We start from the raw sequence: 17,600 nt of genomic DNA, 5'->3' as shown, positions 1-17,600 counted from the left end.
AATGGTCGGGAAGGAAAGGCCGCCCCATCAGCGAAGCCGGTGGTCAGTCTTCCTCGGAGATGTACAGCTCCGTGCCTCGTTGGTAGAAGTTGAAGGTTTTACCCTGGTCTTCACAATCGGATTGGGTGGCCGCGTAAGCCTTCAGAGGGGTGCGTACGATATTGGTGACGCCGGTGGTGTTGTCGTCGTAGCGCACATTGAGCGCAGGCGATTTATTCTCGCCTTCAAACTTGTAGTTCCAGGTCAATTTCAGCCACTTTCCGGGTGCCACGGTGGCGGACGTCCACTCACCTGAGCTGCCCCAGCGATAAGCGAAGTTCACGGAATAACCGGTTTCGGTGCCGATACAGGCCAAGGCGAACTTCGTTGACTGAGCGGAGGCGATTGGGGCCTGCGCCACTGTGAACGGAATCACCAGCAAGGGGATGGCCCACCAGCGGCGCGCAGACCTTTGCAAGGAGTGTGGCGCCGAACAAGCCGCCGAAAGAGGCCGCGAAGATTCACCCAGAAGAGGGAAAGAACGCTGAACCGGCCTAGCAGAACGAAGCAAGTGCAAGGACTTGCCAAACATAGATTGCAATCCCATAGCTACACCTATTATCCGAAGAGCAAACATAACTGAATGAGGCCCACCTGTCTGGCAAATGTCATCATTGGTAAAGGCCTACTCCGCGCTAACCACATCACGAACAAGCGCGCAGCAGCTTGCCAGCCACTGCCAGGCAGGGACTGAGCCTGCTCCTGATGGTTCTGCTGATGGGTTGAGGTTTCTATCCTCTGGCCTGTGGATGCAAAACCATGGTGATCGGAGATGGATCGCAGCTGCCCAGGTGAATGAACCACTCGTGCACGTCAGCTCGACACCGGCAGCAAGGGATGACCGAGAAACCAACCGATGCCGTCGGCCACCAGCACCAAGCCAAGCACCACCACCACCACCGCTGTGAGCTTCGGCAGCACCGACAGACTGAGCGAGGCCAACGACTGAAAGATCCTGCCGGCCTGCTGGGGAAAGAGGAAGCGCAGCCCGATCAGGCTGAGCAGAGGCAGCACAAAGATGAGGTTGTAAACAAGGAGATAAGCGACTCCCGCCAACCCCTGCGGGTCATGTTGCACGATCCGCTCCACAGCCGCGAGGTAGGGCACGGCGCCCGGAAGGCCCACCAACACCAAGCTGCCCCCGAGCACCGCCATGGCGGCCGGTGAATTACCGGTTGCTGGGGCCTCCTGTGGTTTGGCGGTGGTTGATCGCTGCATGAGCCAGGGGGAGGCCAACAGCAACAGTCCCACCAGGATCTGAATCACCAACTCCAGCACCTGGGGTTGATTCCAGAGGCGTGCAAGACCTGCACCGAAGTGCGCTGTGAAGGCTTCTGCTCCTAACAACAACAAAAGGCCAAAGCACACATACACCACATAAACCCCCGCCACAAACGAACCAGCAAGGGCCACGGGACGACGGCTACCAAGCGCCACCGTCATCGGCACCAGAGCCAGGGGAACCATCGACAGACTGTCAACCAGGCCGATCGCCACCAAAACAAGAAGCAGGCCCACGCTCGCACCGATCCAGCCGGGAGCTGGATTGTATGGGAGGAAAGTGAAAAGTCAGCAGGGTTTTGTTGGAAGACTGAATCCTGAGCAGGAGGTGATGCTGGAGCGCTGAGATCACCATGGTCATGGCGTGGGGGAGATGGGCCAAAGATAATCAGACAGATGGTCGCTGACGATCAATTGGCAGCAGAGCCGATGTGTTCGATCCCGTGGTTCTCGCTGACAAGTGTGCAGGTATCCTCCCGATCGGACCGACCGTAGGGGAGCCTTCACAAGGCCTTGATTCAGCTCTGTGAAGAAATTCTGACCACAACGCGCCGCAACTCCGCGAAGCCACTTGAAGACCGATGATCAATTCAATGATCCAAGGAAAAGACCAACGATGCCACAAGACCAATAGCCAGAAATTCATCCCATCGCTTGAAGACAAAACATCATAATGGCTCCGTAATCGGCGCCTGCCTCGTACCTTGAGGTTGCTTTTCAAAGACGACCACACTGTCGTAGATCGAGATGCAGTCTGTGGTGCGGGTGAATGAGGAAATCGGCAAGGCACCCCGCGTATGCACGGCATTGATCTCATCAATCTTTCCCTTCGCGAACTCGATGAAGCTCCCCGATCGTCCAATCCCACCGTCATACTCATCCCAATAGCAAGTATGCGTATCTTCCACCATGTAAACGCCTCTGGGATGAATACGTTCATAAAGCAATTCAAACGAAGAGACCATGTGGCTCATCCGATGGCTGCCATCATCCAAGACAATATCGATTCGTGGATAGCGGCTGAAGATCCGCTCGATCACCGCAGGATCATCCTGGCTACCAATGAAGATGTCAACACCTTCGCCCTCATGCTGCTTGCATTCAGGATTGATGTCAAGACCAAGAACCTGTGCGCCGGGACCGAAATACTCCTTCCACATAGCCAAAGAACCGCCACCAAAAACCCCGATCTCAAGGATCACCGGAGCGGCGTTGCGGAATCTCGAGAAATGTCGCTCATAGATATCAAAGTAATGAATCCATTTATGCATGAGCTTGGAAGAGTTTTCCAAGAAGTAGCGATGCAGGAATCCGCCGCAATCAACTGAGGCCACAACGAGATCAACTGATAGTGTTCAATCTTAGACTCTCTCCAGACGTTTGCCATCACAGCCGAGAGGGATCTGGGCACTCCCACTGCCTTCTGCCACTCACGACAGCTGACAGCCATTGCCATCAACATCCTGCCCACATGGCCATCGAGGAAGAGCAGAACATCCATCTGCCACCCATTCGGCAGATGGATGTCAATCCATGCCGGAACTGACGACGACCTTATCCATTACCAGCGTCCCAGGCCTCAGGTCCTCGAACAGTCAACCGCTCAGATCGTCAGGCATTCAACCCCACAGTCCGGAACGCACCAACGTCGCATCCAAACCCACCTCTAATAGCTGTAATTCGCCTCAAACAACGGCGCACCATCGGAGGGTTCTGAGCCGGGCGCATAGAGGCCCTGAGACGCCAGGCCATTGGCCCGGGCGCGCGCCAACAGCGCCTGCTGGCCGGAGGCCAGATCGTGGCCAGCCCAGTGCTTCAGGCACGACTGCTGCAGCGCACGGCCGTAGGAAAAGCCCAGGTGCCACGGCGCTGGCGTGGTGGCTTGATTGATGCCGTTGAGATACACACTCGCCTCCTCTTCGCTCAGGCCACCGGAGAGGAACAGCACAGCCGGCACACTCACCGGCACCGTGCGCTCCAGCGTGCGCAAGGTGTATTCAGCCACCAGTTCGGGGCTGGGCGGGGTGGCGCAGGCCATGCCCGGCAGGGTGAGCGACGGCTTGAGCAGGCTGCCCTCCAGGAACACACCACAGTGGCTGAGGGCGCTGTACACCGTGCGCAGCACCCACTCCTGCACGGCAGCAGTGGTTTCGATGTCGTGGTCTCCATCCATCAGGATTTCCGGCTCCACGATCGGCACCAGCCCCGCCTCCTGCACCGTGCGCGCATAGCGGGCCAGGCCCCAGGCGTTCTCGCGCACGCACAGATCCGAGGGGGATCCCTCGGCGGAAATCTTCAGCACCGCGCGCCACTTGGCGAAACGAGCACCGCGCGCATAGGCGCGCGTTGCCCGCTCCTGCAGTCCCTTCAGGCCGGTGCACCAGCTCTCTCCCTCCAGTCCGCCCGCCAGCGGCTCCAGACCCTGGTCCACCTTGATGCCAGGAACGATGCCGCTGCTGCGGAACAAGTCCACGAGCGGCGCACCAGGTTCGCCCAGCGCATTCACGCTGTCTTGAAACAAGGTTTCCTCAAACAGGATCACGCCGCTGATGTGCTCGTTGAGCTCAGGTGTGGTGGCCAGCAGGCTGCGGTAAGCGCGGCGGTTCGCCTCGGTGTTGGCCACACCGATGGCCTCGAAGCGTTTGCCGATCGTGCCGGTGGATTCATCGGCGGCCAGCAGTCCCTTGCCCCGGGCCGCCAGGGTGCAGGCTGTGCTGGCCAGTTCATCGCGAAAGCTCTCGTGGCTCATCGATTCCGGTGCGGGAAACAAACAGCAGAACCGATCGGCTCCGACCTCTCCTTAAGTGGGGCAGAGGGCGGTGTCAACGGCGCGGTGTGGAATGAATCCAGCTGGAGGCTGCTTCCGGAAAGCCGCACCGGTTGCGCCGCAATGAGCCGGCGACAATTGTTTGATGGGGGTCCCGGGGATCGAACCCGGCTTAGGCGGATTATGAGTCCGCTGCATTCACCAGATTGCTAGACCCCCAGCGTGCCGCTCACCACAAGCCGCGGATCGGCCGTGACCACATCGACGTGGGTACTGCGCCATCATCCAGCTGATGCGGTGCCATCGATTCACCGGAACCCTGCAGACTGCCGGTGAACTGGCTGGGCAGGTCAGCTGTGCGAAACGGGATCGGCGAGCTGAGTTCTTCCATCGCCGCGTTGACGGTGTTGTTGATGGCGCTCCCATCCCAGATGATCGCCTGATCAGGAAAGCCCAGTCCCATCACGCGGTTGCCTTCCGGCCCACCCATCGCGATGCCGAGGATATCGGTGGCCTGATGAAGGATGTTCACCCCTGCCGCAAACGGTGAGCGCCAACTGAAGGCGCGCCGCATGAAGAGGGTGTCGGTGGCTTCCACCACGCCGCAGCGGGTGACCTCCACCGGCGCCGCGCGGCCTGGGCCCGAACCGGAGGCACCGGCCTCCACCGTTGTGGTGCAGACAACCGGGTCGGCCAACGCAGGGGCTGTGGTCATGACCGCCAGGCCACTAGCCGCCACCAGCCATGCAACGAGACCCGGCCGCATCATGGAAGGCCACGCCAGGGATGCAACGGAGCGGGTGGGAACCACAGCAGAAGGGGTGGGGCGGGTCATCGGAAGCACCAGAGACGCCCGTGCCCGTTGCAGGCAGGAGCTGGCCATTTGAGCGCAAACTAAGTCAGCAAGCCGGAAAGTTGCCAGTGTCCGCCGTTCCCGACTCCCTGGCCGCCGCTCCGGCCACCCCGCTGCCCCCCGCTGATCCGGCGGAACGGCGCCGCGCCCTGCTGCCGCTGCTGGCCGACCGCGCCTATCGCCATGGCCGTTTCACCCTGGCCTCCGGGCGCAGCAGCGACCATTACGTGAACTGCAAACCGGTGAGCCTCAGCGGTTACGGGCTGGCCCTGCTGGCGGAGCTGATGCTGGAGCAGGTGGAAGACGGTGCGCTGGCCGTCGCCGGGCTCACCCTCGGCGCCGATCCGTTGGTGAGCGGCGTCGCGTTGGCGGCGGCGCTGGTGGGGCGGCCGCTGGATGCCCTGATCGTGCGCAAGGAGGCAAAAGGCCACGGCACCGGTGCCTGGCTGGAAGGCCCCCTCCCCGCCGCCGGCAGCACGATCACCGTGCTGGAAGACGTGGTCACCACCGGCGGGTCGTCGCTCAAGGCGGTGCGGCAACTGCGGGAGGCCGGCTATGTGGTGCAGCGGGTGGTCACGATCGTGGATCGGCAGGAAGGCGGCCTCGAGGCGATGACCGCAGCCGGGCTGGAACTGCGCAGCCTGTTCCTGTTGGAGGAGATCGCCGCGGCCGCCGGCAACAACGAAGCAGCCGCAAGCAACCACTCCCCAACCGCCACCAGCTGATCCCGCCCCGATCCCGGCGGTGATTTGCAAGGGTAAGGGCGCCGGATGCTCCCCCACCGTGACGCCCCATCCCCAGCCCGACCCATGGGCCTGGCAGCCGCCCGCCCCAGCCGCCTGCAGCAGCCGGCGGTGCTGATCCGCCTGGAAGGGGCTGACACCCTGCGCTTCCTGCACGGCCAGACCAGCCAGGACCTGGAGCGGGCCCAGAGCGGCCAGTGCCTGGCCACCTGCTGCATCAGCCCCACCGGCCGTCTGCGCGCGCTGGCCGAGGTGCTGGTGGATGGCGCAGGCGCCTGGCTGCTGGTGAGCGCCGGTGATGGCGGCGCCGTGCATCAGGCACTCGATCGGGTGCTGTTTCCGGCCGATCAGGTGGTGCTGGGGGCGCCCCAGCCGGTCAGGTTGTTCACGCTGTTTGAGGCTCCCGGCCCCTTGCTGGCGCCCCCCGGGCAATGGCAACCCCTCGGCGCGGCCGACGGCGCCGAGGGGTTTCTGCTGCCGGGCGGCCGGATGGTGCTGCCGGCCGAGACGCCGGAGCCAGAGGCGCTCCAGGCGCTGCCGGCCCTCTCTGCCGCCGAGGCCGAGCGCTGGCGGCTGCAGGGCGGCCACCCCGCCGCGCCCGCCGAGATCAACGAGGAGGTGAACCCGTTCGAGCTGGGCCTGGCAGGGCGGGTGAGCCTCTCGAAGGGCTGCTACGTGGGCCAGGAAACCCTGGCCAAGCTGGCCACCTACGACGGCGTCAAGCAGCAACTGCGCCGCTGGGTGTGCACGCCTCCCGCCGGTGGCCCGCTGCCGCTGCCAGGTGGCAGCCTGCACACCCCGGCGGGCGACCGGGCCGGGCGGATCACCTCCTGTCTGGAGCTGCCCGCCACTGCTCAGCAGCCGGCCTGCTGGCTGGGGCTGGCCCTGGTGCGGCGGCAGGCACTGGCGGAGGCGTGCCTGCAGGCCGAGGGCGGGCTGGAACTGGCGCTCTCCATCCCGGAGGCGTTCGTAACCCCGCCGGTGGGCGCCGGCGGCGGGGCGGGCAAGCTCTAAGCAAGTGGTGCCGGCGGGTCCTGGTGCGGGGGCGATTGGTCCTGCTCCAGCAGCCAGCGGGCCACCGCCCAGGTGGCCCGGACGTCGTCGTGGTTGTAGCGGAGGATCCAGCGCAGGTTGTGGTGGCTGCCGCGACCCGCAGCGGTGCCATCGCCGCGCCACTGGCGCCACCACAGCAGGCAGCGGGCCCCATCCACCCCCTTCTGGCTCCAACGGAAGCCGAGCCAGCCAGCCACCCCCTTGAGCCCGTAGCTGCTCACCGGCAGCAACCAGTGGCGCCGCAGGCGCACGTGCAGGTCCACCAACCGCGCCCGCAGCGCCGCCACTTCCCGTTCGCTGGCGCCCTGGCGCTGGGCAAGCCGCACCAGCGCCACCGCCTCGGTTTCGCCGTAGTGGAGCAGGGGCCACCCCGGACTGCGCGCCAGCGCCCGCCGCAGGCGCTGCCACAGCAAGGCTTCGCCGTGCTCATGCAGGGCCAGCAGCGGCTGGTAACGGCTGCCGGCGGCGGCGGCCGTGGGCCAGCGGCCATCAGCCTGCCGCTCGATCCGCAGAAAGCCGTGCAGAAAGTCGTCGCGGGCGTCCGGGTCGGATTCGATGTCGTAGACGAGCACGCCGGGGGCCGCCGCCAGCTCCGGCAGCGCCAGCAGAGGCTGGCCGGGGAGAGGCGCGATCCGTTGCGGAGCGCCGTCGCGCTGCACCCGCGCCTGGGCCACCAGCCGCTCAGCCACCTCACGGTGCTGCTCGCCGTGCACCTCCAGCGCATCGGCCAAGGCACCGGGGTCGGCCGCCGCCAGATCCGCCACCCCGCCCACATGGAGATCCAGCAGCAGCTCGCGGCGTTTGCCGCCAATGCCGCTCACTTCGCTGAGGTGGCCCTGCTGGGCCGCCTCCTGGTCGCACAGGCCCCGCCAGGAGCAGAGCACGCACTTTTTGCGGTCGTTGACCAGCGGTGGCGGCTGAGACCGTTGCAGATCGTCCGCCAGTTTCGGCAGGCTGTCGTCGAGCTGGCGCTGCAGTCCAGGGCCCAGCGCCAGGTGTTCCTGCTCCAGCCCGCGGGCGCCGTGGGCCAGCACCAGGCCCTCTGCCACGCTGGCGTCCTGGTGCTCCCCCAGAAGCCGGCCCCAGAGCGTCATCAGCAGGCGGTGTTCCCGCGTGAGCCGCCGGCCGTGGCGCGCCATCACCGGCAGATAGGCATGGGCGCCCCAGCGGCTGCTGCCGGTGGTGCGCAGCAGCAGGGGCGGGTGGGCCTGCAGCGCCAGCCCGCCCGGGCCCTCGCCGGCCAGCCGCAGCCCCACCACGGCGGGCGCGGCGGCGGCGCAACCCGCCTCACCCCGCTGGGGCTTGCGGCCCAGCAACTGCACAAAGCAGCGCTGCTGGTCGTCCAGCTGCAGGGTGCGGTGGGCCGTCCAGAGTCGTCGCTCCTGGGGGCCATGGCGGTCGAGCCAGGCGCGGCGACGGCAGCGGACCCAGCTGCGCAGCAAACGGTCGGTGAGCACCCGATCGGGGTGGGCGGAAGGCATGAGGCCAAGCTAAAGGGAACGGTGGCCTGCCCAGAGGCCGGCACGCGCTCTGCCCCGCAGGATGCGTCACGCTGCTACGACCCTGGCACTTCCCCTCCCCCATGGCGTCCGCCCCCTGCCCCTGGAGCCCAGCCCGATCCGGTTCGGCACCGATGGCTGGCGCGGCATCCTTGGCGTCGACATCACGGTGGAGCGGCTGTTGCCGGTGGCAGCCGCCGCCGCCCGCGAGCTGGAGCATTCCGCCCCGCCGGGCCTGCACAGCCGGGAGGTGGTGATCGGCTACGACCGCCGCTTCCTCGCGCCTGAACTGGCCGAGGCGATCGCCGCCGCCGTGCGGGGCGCCGACCTGGAGCCCCTGCTCACCGACACGCCCGTGCCCACCCCCGCCTGCAGCTGGGCGGTAGTGGAGCGCGGCGCCCTGGGCGCCCTGGTGATCACCGCCAGCCACAACCCACCGGAATGGCTCGGTCTCAAGATCAAGGGCCACTTCGGCGGCTCGGTGGAAGGCGACTTCACCGCCCGGGTGGAGAAGCGCCTGGAGGCCGGCGGCATCACCGTGCCGATCGCCGGCGACACCCCCCGCTTCGATGGCTGGGCCGGCTACCTGGCGGGGCTGCGCCGGCTGGTCGACACCGGCGCCCTGCGCCAGGGCCTGGCACGGCTGGGCATGGCGGTGATCGTGGATCCCATGCACGGCTCGGCCGCCGGTGGCCTGCCGGCGCTGCTGGGCCAGCCGCCTGCCGCTGCACCCCACCCGGCTGAAACCGGCGGCATCCAGGAGATCCGCTCGAACCGCGATCCGCTGTTCGGCGGCCATCCCCCCGAACCGCTGGAGCCTTATCTGGGCGAACTGATCGCAGCGGTGCGCGCCAGCACCGCCGCCGGCCTGCCGGCGCTGGGCATCGTGTTCGATGGCGATGGCGACCGCATCGCCGCCATCGACGAGCGGGGCCGCTACTGCAGCACCCAGCTGCTGATGCCACTGCTGATCGATCACCTGGCCCGCGCCCGCGGCCTGCCCGGCGCCGTGGTCAAAACCGTGAGCGGCTCCGACCTGATGCAACAGGTGGCCGAAGGCCTCGGCCGGCGCGTGATCGAGAAGCCGGTGGGCTTCAAGTACATCGCCGCCGAGATGTTGAGCGGTGATGTGCTGATCGGCGGGGAGGAATCCGGTGGGGTGGGGCTGGGCATGCACCTGCCGGAGCGGGATGCCCTGTTCGTCGCCCTGCTGGTGGTGGAAGCGGTGGTGGAAGGGGGGCTGCCGCTGGGCGAGCGACTCGATCAGCTGCGCGAGGCCCACGGCGGCGCCGGCACCTATGACCGCCTCGACCTGCGGCTGCGGGACATGGCCACCCGCCAGCGGCTGGAACGGCAGCTGGCCGATGCCGCCCCCACGGAGGTGGCCGGCGCGCCGGTGCTGGAGGTGATCCGCACCGATGGCGTCAAGCTGCGGCTCGGCGCCAGCCACTGGCTGATGCTGCGCTTCTCCGGCACCGAACCGCTGCTGCGTCTCTACTGCGAAGGCCCCAGCCCCGAGCGGGTGGCCGCGGTGCTCGCCTGGGCGCGGCAGTACGCGGAGGCGGCATGACCCCCACCACCCCGCCCGCCCCATCCACCGTGCTGGTGCTGGCCAGCGGCAATGCCGGCAAGCTGCGGGAATTCAACGCCGCCCTCAACGGCGAGGCGGCCCGCGCCGCCGGCCTGCCGCCACTCGATGTGCGCCCCCAGCCCAGTGGCTTCGAGGTGGAGGAAACAGGCGAGAGCTTTGCCGCCAATGCCCGGCTCAAGGCTGAAGCCGTGGCATTGGCCACCGGCTGCTGGGCACTCGCCGACGACTCGGGCCTGAGTGTGGAGGCACTCGGCGGCGCCCCCGGCATCCATTCGGCCCGCTACGCCGCCAGCGACAGCGAGCGCATCGCCCGGCTGCTGCGGGAACTGGGTGAACAAGCTGCAGCCCAGGCGCCCACCGCCAACCGCCGCGCCTGCTTCACCGCCGCCCTGGCTCTGGCAGATCCCAGCGGCCACACCGTGCTCACGGTGGAAGGGATCTGCCCTGGGGAGATCCTCACGGCGCCGCGCGGCAGCGGCGGCTTCGGCTACGACCCGGTGTTCCTGGTGCCGGAGGCCGGCCTCACCTTCGCGGAGATGGACCTCGATCTGAAGCGCCGCCTCGGCCACCGCGGCCGGGCCCTGGCGGCGCTGCTGCCGCAGCTCGGGCCGCTGCTGCAGCCCTGATGGCGGTCAATCTCACCAACGAGCTGGCCAAGGAACGCAACCGGGCGGCGGCAGAGCGGACCTTGATGGCCTGGATCCGCACCTGCCTGGCGCTGATCAGCTTCGGCTTCGGTCTCGACAAGATCATCGGCGCCATCAACACCAATCGCTTCGAGCGGCCCGTCCATGCCGGCCTCGGCGTGCGGCTGGTGGCGATCGGCTTCGTGCTCACCGGCATCCTGGCCATGGCCGCCGCCGCACGGGAACACCTGCGCACGCTCAAGCGACTCCAGCGTGACGACTTCTTCTATGTCGACCAGACCTCGATCGGCATCGCCACCGCCATGGCCCTCACTCTGATCGGCAGCGTCGCCCTGATCCTGTTGATCACCGGTGCGAGGCCGATGTGAATCCGGCCGTGGCGCTGGCGCTGCCCGTCACCCTGTTCGCGTTGGTGTTCGCGCTGGGGTTGGGGCTCTCCGCCACCGAGCTGGCACTGGTGCGGCAGCGGCCCTTCCTGCTGCGCGCGCTGCTGGGCACCTGCCTGCGCAATCCGGGCCTGGCGCTGGTGGCGCTGCCCTTTGTGCGCTGGCGAAAACGGCAGCGGCTGCGGGCGTGAATCGGATGGCACAGGTCAGGATGCGCGTGGGGTGGTGAAGGCGATCGAGATGCGCCCATCGGGGCGGCGAAGACATCTGCCCATTGAAGGTGTCGCGCGCCACCCTTTCCAGCAGGCTGGGGGCGAGGCGTTGCCCGTGGCCTTTCTTCACGAGAACAACGTTCTCCTGCCAAAGGAGGGGACGTCGCCGGAGTAGTTGAAAGCCCGCGCTGCAAATACGATTCTTTGGGCGATGCGCACAACCCGGACGCTGTGGAGATCGGCACTCACCCATATCCTCAACACCATCATCATGCAGGGAGTTGACTCCAAGTTGGATTCAGCGAGAGACCGGGGCTCAAGCGGATCATGCCAACAGGTTTCACGTACCTTCAGGGCCCCACCGTGTCCACCAACCCACGTCCTCGCCTGGGTTCCGAAGATCGGCGCCGCTGGATGTGAGTCAGAATGTTGCGGACCCATTCGCTCCGTGGCGGCGATGTAGTCGTCCCGGCCACAGTGAGGCAACACCTACCTCCACCCTCCACCGTGCGGTTGTCCGCAGGGTGAAGCCTTCCACCCCAATGCCCCAGAAAGCGATCGTCCTGTTCAGCGGAGCTCTGGCGAGCTGCGCACTCGCCCTGCTTGCGGCACCGGCCTGTGCAGAGTTGCTCTACAAGCTTTCCACCAGATGCAGCCTGGCGGGAGCGGATCCCCAGGCCTGCACAGTTGAAGCCGAGGATTTCGGCAGCGTCACGTTGTATCGACACCGCATCGGCGCAGTGACCAAAACGATCCGTGTGACCGACTCCCCTCTGAAAATGGAGCTCTACAACGCCGAGCGCAAGAAGTGGGAGACCCTGCAAAGCGCGTCGGCACGGTTTTCAGCCAACACGGTGTGCTTCAACGGCCGAGATCTCTGCGTCGTCAATCCCAACTACCTCAACAGCGTGCAAGAGAACCGGCCCGATCTGATGACTGGGCGGGATCTGGTTCGCGTGCACTTCGACAGCAGCGGTCGCACCAACGCGAGCTGCTACGACGACGGATGTGATCTGGTCCTGAAATGAACCAACTCTCCGGATTCGCCTTTGTGTTGGCTGGCATGGTCACACTTCCCGCTGGTGCCGGCTTCGCTTTTGATTCCTCAACTGCAACTGCCTCCCCTCCCACACACCTGATCGCTCGGGGAGGTGGTGGTGGCTCCCGCGGCGGCGGCTCCCGTGGTGGTGGGGGTGGTGCCTCACGGGCCAGCCTTGGATCCCAGGGCGGCAGCAGGGGCAACACAGGCTTTGGCAACGCCAGTAGCGGTCTCAGCCGTGGATCCTCCAGGCCCAGCGGCGGCTGGAGCAACCAAGTGCGTCAACCCGGCGTCAACCCCTCGCTCAACCGGCCCAGCGGCAACACCGTGGCCGGCAACCGCAACCTGAACCGCGACACCAACCGTAGTGTGAATCGCAATCTGGACAACAACCGGAACGTGAATCGGGAGGTGAATCGCGATATCAACAGAAACGTCAATGTGAATCGCACCGCCAACGTCAACTGGGATCGGCGCGTCAACATCAACAACGTGAACGTCAATGCCGGCTGGGCGCGGCCAGGCTGGGGCGTGGCGCGGCCGTGGAACTACGGCTGGTATGGCGGTTGGAGCACGCCAACCTGGGGCTGGTGGGGCGCCCGCGCCGCCACCTGGGGCATCGCCACCCTCGCCACTGCTTCAATCATCAACAACGCCGTCAATTCAGCCATCAGCGCCAACCAGACCTACATCCTGGTGCCGAACAGCAGCTACCAGCTGATCTTCGCTTCGGTGGTGCCAACCAGCAGCTCGGTGGTGAGTTTCGCCGTTACCGCCGACGGCGGCACCTACCAGCTCACGGCCGACTGCAACGCCGGCCTTCTGGATGGCCGCCAGCCCCAGTCCGCCGCGGAGGCGGAACTGCTCAATGCCGCCTGCCAGGTGGCCTTCGGCAACGTCTGAGGCCCGGGGGCGCTCAGCGCCCCCGAGTAGGACGGAGTCAGGCCTCCGCCGTCAACGACCATGTCCAAAGCCCAACTGAACGCGTTCCTGCTGCAGGTGGAAGGCGATCCCGCGCTCAAGGCCAGGGTGGACGGGGCCGCCGATCCCGCTGCGGTGGTGCTGATTGCCGCCGAACTGGGTCATGTGTTCTCCGCCGCCACCCTCAGCCGGCAGCAGCGGGGCTGATCCCGGCATCCAGGGCCTGCTTCAGGCTCTCCAGCCGAGCTCGGTTCACCCCCAGGTCTGAATCGCCGAGGCGTGAGGCCGAGCGCACCTGCAGCACGCCACTGCGGGCATCGGCCGCCAGTTCAAGGTCGTCGATGAAGCCGAACAGGCGGCTTTCCGCGGTGGCGTGGAGATAGGCCGCCTCCGGCTCCTCCTCGAAGCGCTCCACCCTGATCCCTGGCGTGGCCTTCAGCACCGGCACCAGCTGGCGCAGACCGTCCAGCGGATCGGCGAGGGGCCAGTCCTGGCGGACGCAATGGCTTGGCGCCGTGCAGGTGGAAAGGCGCCCATCGTGCAGGCCGAGCTCCACCGGCACCGGCCCCACCAGGTGGAACAGCGCAGCAGCAGCGGCCGCCGGCTGAAAAGCGAGCGGAGCTGCGACGGCCAGCAGCCACAGGCCGGCCGTCACCAGCAACCGGCCCAGACGCAAAAAGAGCTGTGGCACCAGGCCTGAAGCGGCGCTGGAGGCGGAGCCAGTGGCGTGCGGGCGCGGGTTCACGCCGCACTCCAGCTGCCATGCAGCCCGTGGGGGATGGCCAGGGGCAGGGGAATCACCGCCTGCTCGGTGAGGTCGTCGGCCCGCAGGATCACCAGGTCACTGGCCGAGCGGGCACCGTTCCAGACCACGCAGAGGATCCAGCCGTCGTCTTCCGCCGGAGCGGACCCGGCGCCAACGGCCGGCCGGGGCACCATCAGCGGCTCGCTGACGAAGCCGCGCGGCGCCGCGCTCCACACCCAGCGTTCGCCGGAGTGGAGGTCAAGCTTCTCGATCGCCTGCAGCGGGTCGTTGCCCCGCTCCCGGTGGGTGACCGCCATCCAGGCGTAGCGGGCGTCCAGCCCCACGCGGGCGGGGTTCACCATCGCGAATTCGCAGCAGCGCTCCTCCAGCCGCTCGCTGCTCACCGTGCCGGTGGCCAGATCGATGCGGCAGCGGTGCAGCTGGCCCACCGGCAGGGTGCTGAAGTCGACAGCACGGAAGTCGGTGTCCGGGCCGATCGTGGGGAAGTCGTCGTAGTAGATCGAATCCACCACCACCTGGCCGGCGGCGCCGGCGCCGGGGTCTTCGAAGGCATTGAGGTGGTGGAACACGAAGCCGGCCGGCGCCTGCACCTGCAGGGGCTCCCCTTCACCGGAGCGAGGAATCAGCCAGAACTGGCCCTGCTCGCCGGGCTTGGAGGCCAGGCACTGGGCGGCTCCCTTCAGGCCGAACACGAAGCCCAGCGGGTTGAAGGCCATGGCGTTCTGCAGGAACACGGCCCAGTTGGGGGTGATCGCGAAATCGTGCAGAAAGGCGAACCCCTTGAAGCTGCGGGTCTGATCGGCCAGCAGGCGGCCACTGCCGTGCCTACCGCTGCCCTGGTGACCGCTGCTGTGATCGCCGCTGGTGCCGTGGCTGCTTGGGTCCTGGCTGTTGATGGCCTCGCCGTTGCTGGCCTGGCTGCTGGAGGCGTCGAACTCCATCAGCCGGATCTTGCTGCGGGGCCCCGCCTTCACCCCGAAGGTGACCATGCGCGGACCGCCCCGGTGACCGGGATCGAAGCGGGGGTGGGCGCTGAAGGCCTCCCCGGCGGCAAGCACGCCATCAAGCCGTTCGAGGCCGGTGGTCTCCAGCGTGTCGGGATCAAGGCCGTGGGGCAGGCTCGCCTCCCAGAGCGCCAGCAGGCGGTCGCCCAGCCGCACCACGTGGGTGTTGGCGATGTTCTTGAGCCGCAGGTCGAAGGCATTGGCCAGGGGACCGCCGGGCTTCTGGGTACCGAACACGCCGCGGTACACGAAGCTGCCCTTCTCCTCCTCCGCCAGCCAGCCCTCGGTGCGCACGAAACGGTTGGTGAGACTGGCGGCGCCACCGTCGAAGCGCACGGCGGTGATCATGCCGTCGCCATCAAAGGGGTGATGCACCCACTGGCCGCCGCGCTCCAACCGGCCCGGCCCGTTGCGGTAGAGGGTGCCGCTGAGCTCACTGGGGATGGAGCCCTTGCTGGCGGTGAGCGGCGCCGCCGTGAGTTCGCTGCCCACGTTGCGGAACGCACTGGCCCAGTCGGCGCGGGCGTAGGTGGTGGGGCTCGCGGCGGACTCCGGTGCGTCCGGATGGTCGGGGCGGCTGGCGGCCAGGGTCATGAACGGGCGAGCGGACGGCGGTCCTCCCATCATCACGTAAAGGAGTGTTAAGCGGCGCCCGCCTGCTCCAGCACCCCCTTGCTGCTGGGTACGGCACCGGCCCGGCGCGGGTCGATCTCCACCGCCAGCCGCAGCGCCCGGGCAAACGCCTTGAAGCAGGCCTCCACGATGTGATGGGAGTTCAGGCCATCGAGCTGGCGGATGTGCAGGGTGAGGCCCGAGTTGTTCACCACCGCCACGAAGAACTCCCGCACCAGCTCGGTGTCGTAGGTGCCGATCCGCTGGGCCGGAATCGTGAGCCCGTAGCTGAGGTGGGGGCGACCGGAGCAATCAAGCGCCACCTGCACCAGCGCTTCATCGAGCGGCGCCACGAAATGGCCGAAGCGATGGATGCCGCGGCGGGAGCCCAGGGCCTGCGCCAGGGCCTGGCCCACGGCGATGCCCACGTCCTCGTTGGTGTGGTGGTCGTCGATGTGGGTGTCGCCGTGGGCGCTGATCTCCAGGTCGAGCAGGCCATGGCTGGCCAGCTGATGCAGCATGTGATCCAGGAACGGCACCCCGGTGCTCACCTGGCAGGCGCCACTGCCATCGAGATCCAGGCGCACCCGCACATCGGTTTCCCCGGTGACCCGGTGGACACGGCCGCTACGGCCTCCCGGACTGCCGGGATCGAGGTCCGGATGGAGGGACACGGGCTGTGGGGCGGGACAGTACCAATCATGCCGAACCCGAAGGCCTGACTCGGTCCACAATCGCCAGCACCGATCCGGCCCCTGCGTGAAAAACTGTCCCCTGACGGTGCTCGCCGAACTGCGAGAAGGCCACCGGCGCTTCCTTGACGGTGAATCGCTCCATCCCCACAGCAGCCGTGAGCGCATGCTCGAAGTGGAATCGGGCCAGCATCCGGCTGCGGCGGTGCTGGGCTGCGCCGATTCCCGGGTGCCGGTGGAGCTGCTGTTCGACACGGGCTTCGGCGACTTGTTCGTGGTGCGCAACGCCGGCACCCTCTCCACCACCGCAGCCATCGCCTCGCTGGAGTACGCCGTGGCCCACCTGGGCGTGCCCGTGATCGTGGTGCTCGGCCATGAGCGCTGTGGCGCCATGGAAGCGGCCTTCAACCCGGCGCTGACCCTCACCCCGAGCCTGGCCCAGGTCGTGGGGCAGCTGCGCATGGAGCTGCTCAACCTCGGCGGCCACGACGACCTGGATCAGGCCGCCCGCCACCACACCCTCAACGCGGCCCGCAACCTGGTCGACTCCAGCGTGCTGCTCACCGATCTGATGCGCAGTGGCCGCCTGCAGGTGGAAGCCGCCTTCTACAACCTTCACACCACCACGATCGACTGGATGGGAACGGTGATGCCGATGCGCTTGGAGGAGCTGATGCGTGGACCGTGAGGCGGGAGGGCGCTCACATCCCCGTGATGCAGTAGCCGCCGTCCACATAGATCACCTGGCCGGTGATGCCAGAGGCAAGCGGGCTGGCCAGAAAGGCGGCGGTGGCGCCCACTTCGTCCTGGGTAACGGTGCGCCGCAGCGGGGCCTTCTCCTCCACGTTGTGGATCATGTCGAGGATGCCGCCGATGGCGGAGCTGGCCAGGGTGCGGATCGGGCCGGCGCTGATGGCGTTCACCCGCACCTGGTTGTCGGGGCCCAGTTCGGCGGCCAGGTAGCGCACCGAGGCCTCAAGGGCCGCCTTGGCCACCCCCATCACGTTGTAGTTGGGAATCGCCCGCTCGGCGCCCAGGTAGCTGAGCGTGATCACGCTGGCGCCAGGATTGAACAGGGGCTTGGCATAGCGGCAGAGCGGCGCGAGCGAATAGGCGCTCACCTCCAGCGCCCGGCCGAACCCTTCGGGGGTGATGGCGCTGTAGTCGCCCACCAGCTCCTCCTTGCCGGCGAAGGCCAGGCAGTGGATCAGCACATCGAGGCTGCCCCACTGCTCCTGGATCGCGGCGAAGGCGGCCTCGATCTGCTCGGGGATCTGCACGTTGAGCGGCAGCACCAGGCTGGGGGCCAGCGGGGCCGTGAGCTCACGCACCTTGCCCTCGAAGCGGCCCTTGTCGTCGGGCAGGTAGGTGACCGCCAGCTCGCAGCCCGCCGCGGCCAACTGCTGAGCGATGCCCCAGGCGATCGAGCGGTTGTTGGCGATGCCGGTGACCAGGGCCTTCTTGCCGCGCAGATCGAGAAGCATGTCCTGGGGAG

20 protein-coding genes and 1 tRNA gene are annotated in these 17,600 nt (G+C 67.1%); 10 read left to right on the top strand and 11 right to left on the bottom strand.

Annotation, left to right across the window (positions count from 1 at the left end):
- Positions 1 to 43: 43 nt before the first annotated feature.
- The 6 genes from ACXMDP_RS02500 to ACXMDP_RS02475 all read right to left on the bottom strand — a co-directional run bounded on the left by ACXMDP_RS02500 (position 44) and on the right by ACXMDP_RS02475 (position 4,802).
- A complete protein-coding gene (locus ACXMDP_RS02500) occupies positions 44 to 421 on the bottom strand; it encodes a hypothetical protein (protein ID WP_259728719.1) in 378 nt (125 codons plus the stop codon).
- Between the two features lie 431 nt (positions 422 to 852).
- Positions 853 to 1,557, bottom strand: a complete 705-nt coding sequence (locus tag ACXMDP_RS02495; protein WP_259728718.1) for a GAP family protein — start codon at positions 1,555 to 1,557, stop codon at positions 853 to 855.
- Positions 1,558 to 1,988: 431 nt separating this feature from the next.
- Entirely contained in the window at positions 1,989 to 2,612 is a 624-nt protein-coding gene (locus ACXMDP_RS02490) for a class I SAM-dependent methyltransferase (RefSeq protein WP_457767035.1), read from the bottom strand.
- A 374-nt stretch (positions 2,613 to 2,986) separates the two neighbouring features.
- Positions 2,987 to 4,069 (bottom strand): class I fructose-bisphosphate aldolase, encoded by a 1,083-nt coding sequence (locus ACXMDP_RS02485; RefSeq protein ID WP_259728716.1) that lies wholly within the window; start codon positions 4,067 to 4,069, stop codon positions 2,987 to 2,989.
- A gap of 164 nt (positions 4,070 to 4,233) precedes the next feature.
- Positions 4,234 to 4,306: transfer RNA gene (locus ACXMDP_RS02480), tRNA-Ile, on the bottom strand.
- 10 nt (positions 4,307 to 4,316) lie between these two features.
- Complete coding sequence (locus ACXMDP_RS02475; RefSeq protein WP_259728715.1) at positions 4,317 to 4,802, bottom strand: occludin/ELL family protein; 486 nt, start codon at positions 4,800 to 4,802, stop codon at positions 4,317 to 4,319.
- A gap of 251 nt (positions 4,803 to 5,053) precedes the next feature.
- Here ACXMDP_RS02475 and pyrE point away from each other — a divergent pair, with 251 nt between their 5' ends.
- On the top strand, positions 5,054 to 5,665 hold the full coding sequence (gene pyrE, locus ACXMDP_RS02470) for an orotate phosphoribosyltransferase (RefSeq protein ID WP_259728735.1): 612 nt from the start codon (positions 5,054 to 5,056) through the stop codon (positions 5,663 to 5,665).
- Between the two features lie 84 nt (positions 5,666 to 5,749).
- Positions 5,750 to 6,697, top strand: a complete 948-nt coding sequence (gene ygfZ, locus ACXMDP_RS02465) for a CAF17-like 4Fe-4S cluster assembly/insertion protein YgfZ (protein WP_457767033.1) — start codon at positions 5,750 to 5,752, stop codon at positions 6,695 to 6,697.
- On the opposite strand, the gene ACXMDP_RS02460 is transcribed toward ygfZ, so the two are convergent.
- The gene (locus ACXMDP_RS02460) at positions 6,694 to 8,217 is read right to left on the bottom strand and encodes a TM0106 family RecB-like putative nuclease (RefSeq protein ID WP_259728713.1); all 1,524 of its coding nucleotides are present in this window, start codon (positions 8,215 to 8,217) and stop codon (positions 6,694 to 6,696) included. The two genes, ygfZ and ACXMDP_RS02460, sit on opposite strands and share 4 nt — an antisense overlap.
- Before the next feature lie 61 nt (positions 8,218 to 8,278).
- On the opposite strand from ACXMDP_RS02460, the gene ACXMDP_RS02455 reads away from it, so the two are divergent.
- From ACXMDP_RS02455 to ACXMDP_RS02425, 7 genes are all read left to right on the top strand, one after another.
- Positions 8,279 to 9,805 (top strand): phosphoglucomutase/phosphomannomutase family protein, encoded by a 1,527-nt coding sequence (locus ACXMDP_RS02455; protein ID WP_457767032.1) that lies wholly within the window; start codon positions 8,279 to 8,281, stop codon positions 9,803 to 9,805.
- Entirely contained in the window at positions 9,802 to 10,452 is a 651-nt protein-coding gene (gene rdgB / locus ACXMDP_RS02450) for an RdgB/HAM1 family non-canonical purine NTP pyrophosphatase (protein ID WP_259728711.1), read from the top strand. The genes ACXMDP_RS02455 and rdgB overlap by 4 nt, the downstream gene beginning before the upstream one ends.
- Positions 10,452 to 10,841: a YidH family protein gene (locus ACXMDP_RS02445; protein ID WP_259728710.1), complete on the top strand. Its 390-nt coding sequence runs from the start codon at positions 10,452 to 10,454 to the stop codon at positions 10,839 to 10,841. Before rdgB ends, ACXMDP_RS02445 begins: the two co-directional genes overlap by 1 nt.
- 8 nt (positions 10,842 to 10,849) lie before the next feature.
- The gene (locus tag ACXMDP_RS02440; RefSeq protein ID WP_457767031.1) at positions 10,850 to 11,050 is read left to right on the top strand and encodes a hypothetical protein; all 201 of its coding nucleotides are present in this window, start codon (positions 10,850 to 10,852) and stop codon (positions 11,048 to 11,050) included.
- Positions 11,051 to 11,613: 563 nt separating this feature from the next.
- Positions 11,614 to 12,099 (top strand): hypothetical protein, encoded by a 486-nt coding sequence (locus tag ACXMDP_RS02435; protein WP_094514539.1) that lies wholly within the window; start codon positions 11,614 to 11,616, stop codon positions 12,097 to 12,099.
- Positions 12,096 to 13,013 (top strand): hypothetical protein, encoded by a 918-nt coding sequence (locus tag ACXMDP_RS02430; RefSeq protein WP_457767030.1) that lies wholly within the window; start codon positions 12,096 to 12,098, stop codon positions 13,011 to 13,013. Before ACXMDP_RS02435 ends, ACXMDP_RS02430 begins: the two co-directional genes overlap by 4 nt.
- Positions 13,014 to 13,073: 60 nt before the next feature.
- A complete protein-coding gene (locus tag ACXMDP_RS02425) occupies positions 13,074 to 13,238 on the top strand; it encodes a Nif11-like leader peptide family natural product precursor (protein ID WP_094514532.1) in 165 nt (54 codons plus the stop codon).
- Here ACXMDP_RS02425 and ACXMDP_RS02420 read toward each other — a convergent pair.
- Genes ACXMDP_RS02420 through hisB form a run of 3 tightly spaced genes read right to left on the bottom strand, consistent with a single transcriptional unit; the run spans position 13,216 to position 16,087 of the window.
- Positions 13,216 to 13,776, bottom strand: coding sequence for a DUF1499 domain-containing protein (locus ACXMDP_RS02420; protein WP_457767029.1), 561 nt, complete (start codon positions 13,774 to 13,776; stop codon positions 13,216 to 13,218). The two genes, ACXMDP_RS02425 and ACXMDP_RS02420, sit on opposite strands and share 23 nt — an antisense overlap.
- Positions 13,773 to 15,395: a carotenoid oxygenase family protein gene (locus tag ACXMDP_RS02415; RefSeq protein ID WP_259728707.1), complete on the bottom strand. Its 1,623-nt coding sequence runs from the start codon at positions 15,393 to 15,395 to the stop codon at positions 13,773 to 13,775. The genes ACXMDP_RS02420 and ACXMDP_RS02415 overlap by 4 nt, the downstream gene beginning before the upstream one ends.
- Positions 15,396 to 15,442: 47 nt before the next feature.
- A complete protein-coding gene (gene hisB / locus ACXMDP_RS02410) occupies positions 15,443 to 16,087 on the bottom strand; it encodes an imidazoleglycerol-phosphate dehydratase HisB (RefSeq protein WP_094514522.1) in 645 nt (214 codons plus the stop codon).
- An 85-nt stretch (positions 16,088 to 16,172) separates the two neighbouring features.
- On the opposite strand from hisB, the gene ACXMDP_RS02405 reads away from it, so the two are divergent.
- On the top strand, positions 16,173 to 16,793 hold the full coding sequence (locus tag ACXMDP_RS02405) for a carbonic anhydrase (RefSeq protein ID WP_259728706.1): 621 nt from the start codon (positions 16,173 to 16,175) through the stop codon (positions 16,791 to 16,793).
- A 13-nt stretch (positions 16,794 to 16,806) separates the two neighbouring features.
- On the opposite strand, the gene fabI is transcribed toward ACXMDP_RS02405, so the two are convergent.
- Positions 16,807 to 17,589 carry an enoyl-ACP reductase FabI gene (gene fabI, locus ACXMDP_RS02400; protein WP_259728705.1) on the bottom strand — a complete coding sequence of 261 codons (783 nt, stop codon included), beginning with the start codon at positions 17,587 to 17,589 and terminating at the stop codon, positions 16,807 to 16,809.
- Between the last annotated feature and the right edge of the window lie 11 nt (positions 17,590 to 17,600).

The organism is Cyanobium sp. ULC065, from assembly GCF_977927515.1.
This window is presented reverse-complemented; position numbering and strand designations above follow the sequence as displayed.